Source organism: Vogesella sp. LIG4, from assembly GCF_900090205.1.
Lineage (GTDB): Bacteria > Pseudomonadota > Gammaproteobacteria > Burkholderiales > Chromobacteriaceae > Vogesella.
The window spans coordinates 803,375-817,034 of record NZ_LT607802.1 but is presented as its reverse complement, the minus strand read 5'-3'; the positions used below and the strand labels follow the sequence as shown (position 1 = coordinate 817,034).

15 protein-coding genes are annotated in these 13,660 nt (G+C 65.2%); 8 read left to right on the top strand and 7 right to left on the bottom strand.

Annotated features, from left to right (window positions below; all coding sequences use genetic code 11):
• Positions 1 to 13: 13 nt before the first annotated feature.
• The 3 genes from PSELUDRAFT_RS03930 to PSELUDRAFT_RS03920 are packed head-to-tail and all read right to left on the bottom strand — an operon-like array spanning position 14 to position 2,639.
• On the bottom strand, positions 14 to 472 hold the full coding sequence (locus PSELUDRAFT_RS03930) for a DUF494 family protein (protein WP_088965602.1): 459 nt from the start codon (positions 470 to 472) through the stop codon (positions 14 to 16).
• 17 nt (positions 473 to 489) lie between these two features.
• Complete coding sequence (gene dprA, locus PSELUDRAFT_RS03925; RefSeq protein WP_088965601.1) at positions 490 to 1,620, bottom strand: DNA-processing protein DprA; 1,131 nt, start codon at positions 1,618 to 1,620, stop codon at positions 490 to 492.
• Positions 1,617 to 2,639, bottom strand: coding sequence for a LysM peptidoglycan-binding domain-containing protein (locus tag PSELUDRAFT_RS03920; RefSeq protein ID WP_088965600.1), 1,023 nt, complete (start codon positions 2,637 to 2,639; stop codon positions 1,617 to 1,619). The genes dprA and PSELUDRAFT_RS03920 overlap by 4 nt, the downstream gene beginning before the upstream one ends.
• A 111-nt stretch (positions 2,640 to 2,750) precedes the next feature.
• On the opposite strand from PSELUDRAFT_RS03920, the gene def reads away from it, so the two are divergent.
• The 8 genes from def to PSELUDRAFT_RS03880 all read left to right on the top strand — a co-directional run bounded on the left by def (position 2,751) and on the right by PSELUDRAFT_RS03880 (position 11,524).
• On the top strand, positions 2,751 to 3,254 hold the full coding sequence (gene def / locus PSELUDRAFT_RS03915) for a peptide deformylase (RefSeq protein WP_088965599.1): 504 nt from the start codon (positions 2,751 to 2,753) through the stop codon (positions 3,252 to 3,254).
• 216 nt (positions 3,255 to 3,470) lie between these two features.
• Positions 3,471 to 4,391 (top strand): methionyl-tRNA formyltransferase, encoded by a 921-nt coding sequence (fmt, locus tag PSELUDRAFT_RS03910; protein WP_088965598.1) that lies wholly within the window; start codon positions 3,471 to 3,473, stop codon positions 4,389 to 4,391.
• A gap of 53 nt (positions 4,392 to 4,444) precedes the next feature.
• Positions 4,445 to 5,299, top strand: a complete 855-nt coding sequence (gene htpX, locus PSELUDRAFT_RS03905) for a zinc metalloprotease HtpX (protein ID WP_088965597.1) — start codon at positions 4,445 to 4,447, stop codon at positions 5,297 to 5,299.
• 81 nt (positions 5,300 to 5,380) lie between these two features.
• Positions 5,381 to 6,631 (top strand): 16S rRNA (cytosine(967)-C(5))-methyltransferase RsmB, encoded by a 1,251-nt coding sequence (gene rsmB, locus PSELUDRAFT_RS03900; protein WP_088965596.1) that lies wholly within the window; start codon positions 5,381 to 5,383, stop codon positions 6,629 to 6,631.
• Positions 6,591 to 7,193, top strand: a complete 603-nt coding sequence (locus tag PSELUDRAFT_RS03895) for a DUF4390 domain-containing protein (RefSeq protein ID WP_231895298.1) — start codon at positions 6,591 to 6,593, stop codon at positions 7,191 to 7,193. Before rsmB ends, PSELUDRAFT_RS03895 begins: the two co-directional genes overlap by 41 nt.
• Positions 7,193 to 9,304: an ATP-binding protein gene (locus PSELUDRAFT_RS03890; protein ID WP_088965594.1), complete on the top strand. Its 2,112-nt coding sequence runs from the start codon at positions 7,193 to 7,195 to the stop codon at positions 9,302 to 9,304. The genes PSELUDRAFT_RS03895 and PSELUDRAFT_RS03890 overlap by 1 nt, the downstream gene beginning before the upstream one ends.
• On the top strand, positions 9,304 to 10,572 hold the full coding sequence (locus PSELUDRAFT_RS03885) for a sigma-54 dependent transcriptional regulator (protein ID WP_088965593.1): 1,269 nt from the start codon (positions 9,304 to 9,306) through the stop codon (positions 10,570 to 10,572). The genes PSELUDRAFT_RS03890 and PSELUDRAFT_RS03885 overlap by 1 nt, the downstream gene beginning before the upstream one ends.
• A gap of 190 nt (positions 10,573 to 10,762) precedes the next feature.
• A complete protein-coding gene (locus PSELUDRAFT_RS03880) occupies positions 10,763 to 11,524 on the top strand; it encodes a molybdopterin-synthase adenylyltransferase MoeB (RefSeq protein ID WP_088965592.1) in 762 nt (253 codons plus the stop codon).
• 61 nt (positions 11,525 to 11,585) lie between these two features.
• Here PSELUDRAFT_RS03880 and PSELUDRAFT_RS03875 read toward each other — a convergent pair whose 3' ends face one another.
• From PSELUDRAFT_RS03875 to PSELUDRAFT_RS03860, 4 genes are all read right to left on the bottom strand, one after another.
• Entirely contained in the window at positions 11,586 to 12,071 is a 486-nt protein-coding gene (locus tag PSELUDRAFT_RS03875; protein WP_088965591.1) for a TlpA disulfide reductase family protein, read from the bottom strand.
• A gap of 39 nt (positions 12,072 to 12,110) precedes the next feature.
• Positions 12,111 to 12,521: a thioesterase family protein gene (locus PSELUDRAFT_RS03870; RefSeq protein ID WP_088965590.1), complete on the bottom strand. Its 411-nt coding sequence runs from the start codon at positions 12,519 to 12,521 to the stop codon at positions 12,111 to 12,113.
• A gap of 78 nt (positions 12,522 to 12,599) precedes the next feature.
• Positions 12,600 to 12,968, bottom strand: a complete 369-nt coding sequence (locus tag PSELUDRAFT_RS03865; RefSeq protein ID WP_088965589.1) for a VacJ — start codon at positions 12,966 to 12,968, stop codon at positions 12,600 to 12,602.
• 13 nt (positions 12,969 to 12,981) lie between these two features.
• Entirely contained in the window at positions 12,982 to 13,629 is a 648-nt protein-coding gene (locus tag PSELUDRAFT_RS03860) for an energy transducer TonB (RefSeq protein ID WP_157725010.1), read from the bottom strand.
• Positions 13,630 to 13,660: the final 31 nt, after the last annotated feature.

Below are 13,660 nucleotides of genomic sequence, written 5' to 3'. Positions count from 1 at the left end.
CCGGCGCAGCGGCTCATTGCATGGTGGGTTCACCGTGCAGCGCGGTGAGCAGGTCCTCGCCAATCAGCACCGGCAGCTCGGCGCGTTGCGCCCAGAGCACCATCAGTGCCGCCAGTTTGGCGGTGGGCAGCGCGATTTCGTCGTCCGGCAGCGCCAGCAGGCGGTCGATCAGCATCTCGCGCTGTGCCGGCGACAGGGCGCCGTTGTCTTCCAGGAACAGGATCAGGCCGCGTACCTCGGTGGGCAGGCGTTCGACTTCCTCATCGTGGAACACGCGCATGCCGCTGCCGTCGTTGGCGCCCTGGTACGCTCCCTCGTTGATGCTGTGCAGACCTTCCAGCCATTCCAGCGCATTGCTGATTTCGTCGTTTTCGAAACCGGCAGCGGCCAGCTGGCGGCCCAGGTCATCATGTGCGGGGCAGCTGTCTGGGTCGCTGAACTCTTCCAGCAGGTAGGCAAGGACATCAAACATTCAGGTGAATCAACCGGTTAGCGGGCCGCATCGCCAACACCGGCGCGCCGTTGGTAGCGTCCGCCGGGCATGCTGTCAACAAGGCCCTGTATTTCAAGCTCCAGCAGCATCGCGTAAACCTCCCCCGGCGTCAACCCGAGGCGGCCGGCAAGGGTGTCGGCATCCACCGGATCGAAGCCCATGGCAGCCAGCAGCGGCGGCTGTGCGGCGCCTTGTTCCTGGCGGGATTCTGCGCTGGCGCCGGCTCGCCTGGTTTTGGCGGATGGGTGGCGGCCGGCGGCGATGCGGCCAACCTCGTCCAGCACGTCGTCCACGGTTTCCACCAGCCTGGCGCCGTCCTTGATCAGCTTGTGGCAGCCGCGTGCCTGCGGGTTGTGGATGGAGCCGGGGATGGCCATCACCTCGCGCCCGGCCTCCAGCGCCAGCCGCGCGGTGATCAGCGAGCCGCTCTGCGGCGTGGCCTCCACCACCAGGCAGCCGCGGGCCAGGCCGGCGATGATGCGGTTGCGGCGCGGAAAATTCTGCGCGGCGGGTGGTGTGCCCAGCGGAAACTCGGACAGGATCAGCCCCTGGCTGGCGATCTGGTGCGCCAGCTCGCGGTTGCGCGCCGGGTAGATGCGGTCGATGCCGGTGCCGATCACCGCCACGGTGCCGGCCGGCTGCTCCAGGGCGCCCTGGTGCGCGGCGGCGTCTATGCCTTCGGCCAGGCCGCTGACGATGCTGTAGCCGTTGGCCGCAAGGTTGCGGGCGAAGCTGCGGGCGTTGTCGTCGCCCTGCGGTGTGGAGTTGCGGCTGCCGACGATGGCAATCATCGGGGCGGCCAGCAGCTCGCGCCGGCCGCGGGCGAACAGCAGTGCCGGCGGGGCGCCGGCTTCGGCCAGCTGGGTGGGGTAGTCGTTATCGAGCAGGGTGACGAGCTGGCAGTTGTCGGCCTCGGCCCAGGCCAGCGCCGCCGTGGCGGCCTGCTGCGCCAGTTCGCCGCCCAGCTGTTCGGCGATATCGCGTTCCAGAATGCCTTCCAGCTGTGCCGGCCTGGCCGCCAGTGCGGCGGCGGCGCTGCCGAAGCGTTGAATCAGCTGCAGGAAACGTTGCGGGCCTACGCCGGGCGACAGCGCCAGCGTGGCCCACTGCAGCAGGCTGTCGCTCATTCCGGTGCGGCTACCTTGTCACCGACGAATACCGGCTGGCTGGTGTTCATCACCAGCGCGTAGGAGGCCTTCTGAAACACGCGGTAGACGATCATATTGCCGATTTTTTCTGTCGGCATCGCCAGATCCTGCTTCTTGCCTTCGTTTTCGACGCTGACGATCTTGGGCGCGCGGTAGATGCCGAACACGTGGCCGACTTCCACCCCCTCGCGCTGGCCGCGGTTGATCACCACGCTGTACAGCTGGCCGATTTCGTTGACGCCGCTGACGCTCTGCACGATCTTGCCCTTCAGCTCGGCCGGCGGCTCGTGCGGAATGTACTGCTGCACTTCCTTCTCGTTCTTGTGCGCCAGGTGGTCGCCGATCAGGATCTCTTCCTCGACATTGGCCACCTCCAGGGTGGATACCTCGGCCAGCTTGCGTACCTGCAGGTCGCCGCCGTACACCGCTTCGCGGCCCAGCACTTCCTTGGTGTCCGGGTCGATCACCGGGCGGCCCAGGCGGTAGGCCTGCCAGGTGCCGCCGCTGGTGATGCCGGTAGCGTAGGCCGGGTCCATGGTGGACAGGATCACGCGGTTTTCCTGGGTGGCGACGATGCGCGGCGATTTTTCGTAGGCGGCTTCGTCATCCACCAGCAGCGGGCGCTTGAGGAAGGGTTCGATCACCTTGGCCGGAATCATGGTGATGGCCTCGTCCAGCTGCGTGCTGCGCACCTGCGGCGACAGTTTCACCGTGCGGTTGCTGCCGATGCGCAGTACCGGACGGCCATTCACGTATTCCAGGTACAGCACGTCACCGGGGTAGATCCAGTGCGGGTTCTTGATTTCTTCGCGGTTCATGCGCCACAGCTGCGGCCACTTCCACGGCGACTTCAGGTACTTGCCGGAGATGTCCCACAGGGTGTCGCCCTTCTTCACCACGTAGCGTTGCGGCGCGTCGGCGCGCAGTTGCAGGGTATCGGCCAGCGCCGGGGCGGACAGGCCAACAGCCAGGACAAGAGATATAATAGGTTTGAACATCTGAAAGTGACCCCATCTGTAGCCGGCACTGGACGGAAAACGCATACCACCGGATGCTGACAACATTATTGACAGCCCTGTCGGCATCTCTCAACTGAAACGGTTTTGATTATGGCATTACTTAATATCCTCCATTATCCCGATCCGCGCCTGCACAAGGTAGCCAAGCCGGTGGAAGTTTTTGATGCTGCGCTGCAAAAGCAGGTCGATGACATGTTCGAAACCATGTACGAAGCGCGCGGCATCGGCCTGGCGGCCACCCAGGTGGATTTCCACCAGCGCCTGATCGTGATCGATATCAGCGAAGACAAATCGGCGCCTTACGTATTCATCAACCCGGAATTCCTGATGAAGGACGGTGAGACCGTGTACGAGGAAGGCTGCCTGTCGGTGCCCGGCATCTACGACAAGGTCACCCGTGCCGAGCGCGTGAAGGTGCGCGCGCAGGATCGCAACGGCAAGGCGTTCGAGCTGGAAACCGACGGCCTGCTGGCGATCTGCCTGCAGCACGAGGTGGATCACCTCGATGGCAAGGTGTTCGTGGAATACCTGTCCGAGATGAAGCAGAACCGCATCAAGACCAAGATGAAGAAGCGCGAAAAGCACACCATGTAATGGAAGGCCACGATCTCGCGAGCGTGCGCGAGACAAGGCGAAAACGGCTGAGGAAGCAGAATTGACATGGAGTCAATGAGCATTTCGAAGACGTTGTTAACGCCGTATCGCGCGATGCGCAGCAGATCGTGAACAGGTTGTAAGCTTGCGGCCAACCTTGGCTGCAGCTGGATGCGGGGCACGCCAGTCGTGCCCCGCCGCATTTGAGGAATTCCGATGAAGCTGATTTTTGCCGGTACCCCGGTATTCGCCGCCCAGGCATTGCAGGCGCTGATCGCCGCCGGTCACGACATTCCGCTGGTACTGACCCAGCCGGACCGCCCGGCCGGACGCGGCATGAAGCTCAAACCCAGCCCGGTGAAGGAGCTGGCGCTGCAGTATGGCCTGCGCGTGGAGCCGCCGCTGACGCTGAAGACGCCGGAAGCGCAGGCGCTGGTGGCCGAAGTGGGCGCCGAGGTAATGGTGGTGGCCGCCTACGGCCTGCTGCTGCCCAAGGCGGTGCTGGACATGCCGGCGCGCGGCTGCCTCAACATCCACGCCTCGCTGCTGCCACGCTGGCGTGGCGCGGCGCCGATTCAGCGCGCCATCCTGGCCGGTGACGCCGAAACCGGCATCACCATCATGCAGATGGACGTGGGCCTGGATACCGGCGACATGCTCAGCGTGCATCCGCTGGCCATTACCGCCGGCGACACCGCCGCCAGCCTGCACGACAAGCTGGCACTGCTGGGCGCAGAGGCCATTGTCGGCACCCTGGCAGCGCTGGATGACTGCCAGCCGGTGGTGCAGCCGGAAGCCGGCGTGACCTACGCTGCCAAACTCAGCAAGGAAGAGGCGCGCGTGGACTGGTCGCTGCCGGCGGCCGACATCGCCCGCGCCATCCGCGCCTACAACCCGGCGCCGGGGGCGCACACCCTGCTGGCCGGCGAGCCGCTCAAGCTGTGGTTTGCCGAGGCGCTGGACGGCCAGGGCGCGCCGGGCGAGGTGCTGCGCGCCGATGCCGACGGCGTGGTGGTGGGCAGTGGCCACGGCCTTGTGCGCATCACCGAACTGCAGGCAGCGGGTGGCAAAAGGTTGGCCGCACGCGAATTCGCCGCCGGGCGCGGCGCACTGGCGGGAACCGTGCTGGGGGCTTGAGGCTCCAAAACCTGCCCGCATCTCCCTGGAGCGGAACGAGAGGAAAACAGACGATGGGTTTTAACTGGCTGAAGACCACGGTATTGATGGCGGCCATCGTGGCGCTGTTCGCCATGATCGGCGGCATGATAGGCGGCAAGAGCGGCATGCTGCTGGCGCTGCTGTTCGGCGGCGCGATGAATGTGTTCGCCTACTGGAACTCCGACAAAATGGTGTTGCGTATGTACAACGCCCAGGAGGTGGACGCCCAGTCCGCGCCGGAGTTTTACGGCCTGGTGGCCGAATTGGCGCAGCGTGCCGGCCTGCCGATGCCGCGCGTGTACGTAATTCACGAAGACCAGCCCAATGCCTTTGCCACCGGTCGCAACCCGGAAAACGCCGCCGTGGCCGCCACCACCGGCATCATGCGCATGCTCAGCCACCGCGAGCTGCGCGGGGTGATGGCGCACGAGCTGGCACACGTACAGCACCGCGACACGCTGATCTCCACCATCAGCGCCACCATGGCCGGCGCCATCTCCGCGCTGGCCAACTTCGCCATGTTCTTTGGCGGCCGCGACGAGCAGGGCCGCCCGGCCAACCCGCTGGCCTCGATTGCCGTTGCCATCCTGGCGCCGCTGGCCGCCAGCCTGATCCAGATGGCGATCTCGCGTGCCCGCGAGTTCGAGGCCGACCGTGGCGGCGCCGAGATCAGCGGTGACCCGCTGGCGCTGGCCGATGCGCTGCAGAAGATCGAGTACTACGCGCAGGGCCGGCCGATGCAGGCTGCCGAGGCGCACCCGGAAACCGCGCAGATGATGATCATCAACCCGCTGTCCGGCGAGGGCATCAGCGGCCTGTTCCGCACCCACCCGCACACCGAGGAACGCATCGCCCGCCTCAACGAGATCGCGCGCGGCATGCGCTGAACCGGTATCATCCGCAGAGTCGAATCACGGCCACCGTCCCATTTGCGGGACGGTGGCCGGTTTTCTTGTTGGAACACCTACATGCATCGTATCCAGGAACTGGCGGCCGGCGTGCTCGAACGCGTCGAGCAGGGCCGCACCCTGACCGAGGCGCTGGCCCATGCCCAGCGCAATCAGGAACTTTCCGCCGCCGAGCGCGGCGCGCTGCAGGACATTGCCTATGGCAGCCTGCGCCAGTTGGGCCAGCTGCGCTTTATCCTGCGCCAGCTGGTGCCGCGGCCGTTGCCGGCGGCAGAGATCGAACGCCTGCTGCTGGTGGCGCTGTACCAGCTGCTGCACACGCGCGCCGCCGACTACGCGGTGGTGGATCAGGCCGTGAACGCTGCCGCGGCGGTGGCGCGCGGCAAGTTCAAGGGCCTGGTGAACGGCGTGCTGCGCAATGCGCTGCGCCAGCGCGATGAGCTGCTGGCCGCGGCACAGCGCGACAACGAGGCACGCTACAACCACCCGCGCTGGTGGCTGCAGCGCCTGCGCGCCGCCTACCCGGCGCAGTGGGCCGACATCCTGGACGAGAGCAACCGCCACCCGCCGATGACGCTGCGGGTGAACGCCCGTCACGGCGATGCCGCCGGCTACGTGGCGGAACTGGCCGGCAAGGACATGGCGGCACGGGCGCTGGACAGCCACGCCGTGCTGCTGGCGCAGCCGTGCAATGTGCGCGAGCTGCCGGGTTTTGCCGAAGGCCGTGTCTCGGTGCAGGACTGGGGCGCGCAGCAGGCCGCGCGCTGGCTGGACGTGCAGCACGGCATGCGGGTACTGGATGCCTGCGCCGCGCCGGGTGGCAAGAGCGGCCATCTGCTGGAGCTGGCCAATATCGAACTGACCGCGCTGGACGTGGATGCCGCGCGCCTGACGCGGGTGGAAGACAACCTGGCGCGGCTGGGGCTTGCGGCCAACGTTGTCGCCGCCGATGCCGGCCAGCCGGCGGCGTGGTGGGACGGCAAGCCGTTCGACCGCATCCTGGCCGACGTGCCGTGCTCGGCCAGCGGCGTGGTGCGCCGCCACCCGGACATCAAGTGGCTGCGGCGCCCGGCGGATTTCGCCGCGCTGGGGCAGCAGCAGGGCGCCTTGAGCGATGCACTGTGGCCGCTGCTCGCCGCCGGTGGCAAAATGCTGTACGCCACCTGTTCCATCATGCCGGAGGAGAACCGCCAGCAGGTGGATGCGTTCCTGCAGCGTCACCCAGACGCCCAGCTACTACAAGACGAACAATTGCTGCCAACCCCGGAACATGACGGCTTCTACTACGCGCTCCTGGCGAAACGTCCTTAGCCTGCTGCTGATGCTGGCTGCCTGCCTGCTGCCTATTGCGGCACAGGCGGCCGAAGGCATTACCGCGCTGCGTGCCCGCGCCGAGGTGGAGGACAACGCGCTGGCGGTGTCCTCGCGCTACCAGATTGCGCTGCCCGCCAGCCTGCAGGACGCGGTGCAGCAGGGCATCCCGCTGACCTTCCGCCTCACTTTCGAACTCACCCACCCGCGCAGCAGTGCCTACTGGCTGCGGCTCAAGCACTTCTTCGAACCCACCGCCACGCTCAGTTTCAAGGTGATGTACTACCGGCTCACCAACCGCTACCGCGTGGCCATCGGCGGGCTGGCCAACAGCTACGGCAGCCTGCAGGAAGCCATGGCCGCGGTGGGCAGCATCGCCGGCTGGCGGGTGCTGGATGTGAGCGACTGGGATGAGGCCGACCGCAAGCTGCTGCAGGGCCGCATCAAGCTGGAGCTGGATATCGGCCAGCTGCCGCGGCCGTTCCAGCTCAATGTGCTGGGTTCCGGCGACTGGGGCATGGAGTCGTCGTGGAGCCACGTGGCGGTAGAGGGGGGCAGCTGATGCGCTACCCGGCAATAGCCGCCGCGCTGGGCGTGGTGATGATGTACCTGCTGGCGATTTCCACCGGCAACACTTCCAAGCTGGCCGAATACTACTGGTGGGTATTCGGCCTCAACGTACTGGGCCTCGCCGGGCTGATCGGCATCGTGGTGCGCCAGGTGCTGCGCCTGCGCCGCCGGGTGAAGAGCCGCGAATTCGGCGCCAAGCTCACCCAGAAGATGGTGGTGATGTTCACCGTGGTGGCGCTGTTGCCTGGCATGCTGGTGTTCACCGTGTCGGCACAGTTCCTGACCCGCAGTATCGAGAGCTGGTTCAACGTGCAGGTGGAAACCGCACTGGACCGCGGCCTGGAACTGGGGCGCAATGCGCTGGGCTACGTGCTGAACGACCTGTCGCGCAAGGCGCGGGTGGTGGTCAACGATATCTCCGACCAGACCGATCGCGGCCTCACCAGCCGGCTGGCGCACTTGCGCGAACAGCTGGGGGTGGAGGAAATCGCCGTCTACACCCGCCAGGGCAAGCTGGTGAGCTTTGCCGGGCCGGACGAGCTGCGCTACCTGCCGCGGGCGCCGGACTACGAACTGCTGCGCTCGCTGCAGGGGCGCAAGCAACATGAAAGCATCGACAACGACCCGGGCAGCGGCCTGCTGCTCAAGGTGCTGCTGCCGTACCGCAACTACCTGAGCGACGAGGCGCTGGTGGTGCAGCTGATCCAGCCGGCACCGCGGCAGATTGCGCGCGATGCCGAGCTGATCGAGGACGCGCGCGCCGACTACCGTCAGCTGGTACTGGCGCGTGACGGGCTGAAAACCTTCTACATGCTGACGCTGGCGCTGGTGTTCCTGCTGGCGCTCACCGCCGCGCTGGCGTTTGCGTTGTTCATCTCCGAACGGCTGTCGGCGCCGCTGTCGGAGTTGGCCGCAGGCACCCGTGCAGTAGCGCAGGGCGACTATTCCAAGCGCCACCCGGTGTACCGCAAGGACGAACTGGGCATTCTCACCACCATGTTCAACCGCATGACGCAGCAGCTGGACGAGGCGCGGCTGGCCGCCGACGAGAACCGCCGCCTGCTGGAAGCGGGCAAGCTGTACCTGGAGAGCATCCTCGCCAACCTGTCGGCCGGCGTGGTGGCCTTCGACAGCAACTGGAACCTGCGTGCGGCCAACACCAGTGCCGGCCGCATCCTGGGGGTGGACTTCGAAGCGCTGGCGACGCATGAGCTGCAGGTATGGCCTGCCTTGCGTCCGGAACTGGCGCCGCTGGTGGATACCATTCTGCGCGAGGCCGGCAATGTCAGCCCGCACGACTGGCAGCAGCAGATCGACTACGTCGGCGTGAACGGCCAGCGCCAGCTGGTGGTGCGCGGCGCGGTGCTGCCGGAGCGTTCCGGTACCGGCTACGTGGTGGTGTTTGACGACATCACCGAGCTGGGCCGCGCGCAGCGCGATGCCGCCTGGGGCGAGGTGGCCAAGCGCCTGGCACACGAGATCCGCAACCCGCTGACGCCGATCCAGCTGTCCGCCGAGCGGCTGGCGATGAAGCTGGGCGATAAGCTGGAAGGGCCGGATGCCGACATGCTGCGCCGCGCCACCGATACCATCATCAAGCAGGTTGGCGCGCTCAAAGGCATGGTGGATGCGTTCCGCGATTATGCGCGCGCACCGCGTACCAAGCTGGTGCCGCTGGAGCTTAACACCTTGATTCGAGAGGTATTGACGCTGTACGAAAGCAATCCGGCGGTGAAGGCGGAACTATGTGCCCAGACACTGCCGTTCATGGGGGATGCCGCGCTGCTGCGCCAGGTACTGCACAATCTTCTGCTGAACGCACAAGATGCAGTCCTTGACGCTGACATCCCGATGATTCACATTAGCAGCCGACTAGAAGGAAGGAACGCGCTCGTCTGTGTTCAGGACAACGGCGCCGGGTTCAGTGCAGACATACTGCATCGTGCTTTCGAGCCTTATGTAACAACCAAGGCGAAGGGCACCGGGCTGGGCCTGGCCGTAGTCAAGAAGATCATGGAGGAGCACCACGGCCAGATTCAACTGGCCAATGGTGAAAATGGCGGCGCGCGGATTCTTCTCACCCTGCCATTGCTGGAGGCTTAATGCGTAGCAGCGACATTCTGATTGTTGATGACGAAATCGGTATCCGGGAATTGCTCTCGGAGATCCTGCAGGACGAAGGTTTCACCGTAGCCCTGGCCGAGAATGCCGAAGTGGCCCGCCAGTTGCGTGGTCAGACCCGGCCGGCGCTGGTATTGCTGGATATCTGGATGCCGGATTGCGATGGCGTCACCCTGCTCAAGGAGTGGGCCAAGTCCGGGCAGCTGAACATGCCGGTGGTGATGATGTCCGGCCATGCCAGCATCGATACCGCGGTGGAAGCCACCCGCATCGGCGCTTTCGATTTCCTGGAAAAGCCCATCGCGCTGCAAAAGCTGCTGAGCACCGTGCATCGCGCGCTCAAATACGGCGACATGCAGGCCAATACCTCGCTGAACCTGGATAAGCTCGGCAAGAGCGCGCCTATCCAGGAACTCAAGCGCCAGCTGGACCGCGTCTCCAAGGTGAAGTCCCCGGTGCTGCTTACCGGCGAGCCCGGCGTGGGCTTCGAACTGGTGGCGCGCTTCTTCCACCACGGCAATATGCCGTGGGTGATGCCGGCCAAACTGGAACAGCTGGCGGACGCACCGCTGGAGCTGCTGCAGAAAGCCAATAACGGCGTACTGTTCCTGCCGGAGATCGGCCAGTACAACCGCCGCACCCAGCAGGGCCTGCTGTTCCTGCTGTCCAAGCTCGACCGCTTCAACGTGCGCCTGGTGTGTTCCTGCAGCCGCCCGCTGCAGGAGCTGCTAGTGGACCCGGAGTGCGACAACCGCATGCTGACTGCGCTGTCCAGCGTCATCGTGCCGATTCCGCCGCTGCGCGAGCACGCCGAGGACATCATCTTCATCGCCGAGCAGATCCTGCATGAGCTGGTGGAGTCCAAGCAGATTCCGCCGCGCAAGCTCACCACCGCCGCACTGAACGCCATGCGCCAGTACGACTGGCCGGGCAACCTGGAGCAGCTGCGCAGCATCATCAAGAGCCTGGGGCTGACCACCGAGTCGGAAGAAATCGACGTGGTGGAGGTCAACAAGGTGCTGGCGCAGTTCCGCCACGAAAAACCGGTGGAAGAAACCGGCTTCGACTTCAACCTGCCGCTGCGCGAACTGCGCGAGCAGCTGGAGCGCCGCTATTTCGAGTACCACATCGTGCTGGAAAACGGCAATATGAGCCGCGTGGCGCAGAAAGTGGGCCTGGAACGCACTCACCTGTACCGCAAGCTCAAGCAGCTGGGCGTGAAGTTCAGTCGCAAGACCGCCGAGGAATAAGCGGCGCAACAACTTACGGGATGGCCGCCTTGGCGGCCGCCAGGCTGCAGACAAGTTCTTCGTTTGCACGCTAGAGGATCCAGCCAAGCGCTTGCATCGGCAGCCTTCCTGTTTATAAAACAAAGCCCTTTCGTCGTGCGAAAGGGCTTTGTCAACATTCTCCGGCCGCCCATGGCGGCCGTTTGGCATCATGAGCAAAGAACTCGACGACGCAGCCTTGCTGCGCTACAGCCGGCACATTCTGCTGCCGGAAATCGACGTGGCCGGTCAGGAGCGGCTGCTGGCGGCGCGCGTGCTGGTGGTGGGTGCCGGTGGCCTGGGCGCACCGGCGCTGCTGTACCTGGCCAGTGCCGGCATCGGCCAGCTCACGCTGGTGGATGACGATACCGTGGAGCTGACCAATCTGCAGCGCCAGATCATTCACGACATGAACACGCTGGGGCAGCACAAGGTAGCGTCGGCAGCCACGCGGCTGGCGGCGATCAACCCGGACGTGCAGCTGCGGCTGCTGGCCGAGCGGCTGCAGGGCGACAAGTTGGCCGCAGAAGTGGCTGCGCACGACCTGGTGCTGGATTGCTCCGATAACTTTGCCACCCGCCACGCCATCAACCGCGCTTGCGTGGCTGCCGGCGTGCCGCTGGTATCGGGCGCTGCGGTACGCTTTTCCGGGCAGCTGGCGGTATACGACACGCGCGACGCCGCCTCGCCGTGCTATCACTGCCTGTTCCCGGAGGAGGGCGAGGCCAGCGACGGGCCGTGTGCCACCTTCGGCGTGCTGGCGCCGCTGGTGGGGGTAATCGGCAGCCTGCAGGCGGTGGAGGCCATCAAGCTGCTGGCCGGCTTGCGGCCAACCCTGGGGCAGCTGACGCTGTACGATGCGCTGGATGGCAGCTTCCGCCAGCTCAAGGTACCGCGTGACCCGGATTGCCCGGTGTGCGCAAAACGGCCGTGAGTTTTGTCTTTGCCATGAAAAAAGCCGCTTTCATCGAAAGCGGCTTTTTTGTGCGTCAGGCTCAGGCCTTGAGCTTCTGCTCGATCAGCTGGTGCAGTTCATCGAAGTTGGGTTCGCCAACGAAGCGCTTCACGATATTGCCCTGCTTGTCGATCAGGATGGAGGTCGGGGTGAGCTGGATGTCGCCGAACGACTTGGCGATGCTGCCCTGGCTGTCCAGCGCCACGAAGAACGGCAGTTTCTTGTCGTTGACGTAGGCCTGCACGTAGTTGGGCGGATCATAGCTCATTGCCACCGCCACGGTCTGGAAGCCCTGCGCGGCGTATTTCTGCTGGGTGGCGACCAGTTTGGGCATCTCGGCCATGCAGCCGCTGCAGCTGGTGGCCCAGAAGTTCACCAGTACCACCTTGCCCTTCAGGCTGTCGGTGCTGGCCTGCTGGCCGCTGAGGCTGGTGTACTGCACCGCCGGGGCGCCATCGGTGAAACAGCCGCTCAGCAGGGTGCTGGCGGCAAGCAGGGCAACGGTCAGGGCTTTGTTGAGCTTCATGGTGCAAATCCGGGTTGGCCGCAACGGCGTACGGCATGGTCAGGCTTGGTGCTGCAGCGTCTCCAGAAGTTCCCGCAGCTGGCCTTCGATGGCGATGGCCTTCTGCTGGCGGCCGTCAAAGGCCACCACGGTCACGTCGGCCTCGGCGGCGATCTTGTCGCTGCCGGCCAGCCGTACACTCTGGTGCAGCACGCTGCTGCGATTACCTACTGATTTTACCGAAGTTTCGATCAGCAGTTCATCGTTCATCGTTGCAGGATGACGGTAGTCAATATTGATGTTCACCACGATCAGCGCGATGCCGGAGGCGAGGAAGGCCGGCAGGTCGGCGCAGTCCTCGAAGAAGGTCCAGCGTGCCTCTTCCAGAAACTCCAGATAGCGGGCGTTGTTGACGTGGCTGTACAGGTCCAGGTGATAGCCGCGGACCTTGATCCTGGTTTGGTGTGGCATGGTTTTCCTCGTGGAGTGGGCCGGTACGTTGCCGGCGGGCCCCGGCTGCTCGGGCAGCCGGTGGCAAAAACGGGAGCGTTATTCCTGATCCAGATCGAAGGGCACGAAGGCCTCGCGCTCCAGCGGGAAGTCCACCAGGTCGGTGAGCACCGAGTGGATCTCCACGTCAAACCATTGCAGGAACAGCTGCGGGGTCATGTCCGGCCAGAAAGCGTCGTCGTCGCACCAGTCGGCCAGTTCGGCGCCGAACAGGGTGCGATAGTGCTGGCGTACGAAGTCTTCGGCGCTGGCGTAGTCGTCGGCAGCGGGAATCAGCAGCGCATTGCAGTCGCGGCGCAGTTCGTCCAGCTGCAGCTGCCCTTCCAGGCTGCCCGGCAGCTGCTGCAGCCAGTCCAGGAAGGGCTGGCGCGGTTTGAGAATGGCGACACTGCGATTGACTTCGTACATGGAGATTCCTTGTTCAGCTGCCCGCCAGCTGATTGGCGGCGGTAAAGGTCCATTTTCGCACGACTTGCAGCGAGCCGTATTCGGCGGCCAGCTTGGCCGGGAACGGCGGGTAGGGTGCGGCCAACCGTACGATCTGCTGTGCCGCGGCATCCAGCACCGGAATGCCGGAGCTGCGCAGCACGCTGACATCCAGCAGCGCGCCGTCGGCGCGTATGGTCACCAGCAGCTCCAGGCTGCCATACAGGTTGCGGGCCTTGGCTTCCGGTGGGTAGTTCTGGTTGCCGATGCGCTCGACGCGCTTGCGCCAGTCTTCCACGTAGCCGGCCCAGCTGACGCCGATGGCGGCACTGGTGAGCTGCGCCTGCGGGCGGGTGGTGCTTTTGTTCGGGGAGGTCAGTTTGGCGTTCTGCCGTGCCGGTACCGGCGGCGGCGCCAGCGCGGCTTCGGCGCTGTTTTGCGGTGCATCCAGCCGGGTTTGCTGCAATTGGCCCTGGCTATCGTGCTGCGCCAGCAGGCGTGCCTGTGCCGGGGCTTTGCCGGGCGGGGTGTTCAACAGGGTAACCCGCAGCGCGGAGATGGGCAGGTTCACCACCGGTATGCCGCCGGGTAGCCAGCCGCTCAACAGCACCAGTAAAAGCAGATGCAAGGCCAGCGATATCATGATCGCGACCTTGAACAGGGCAGGGTCCACC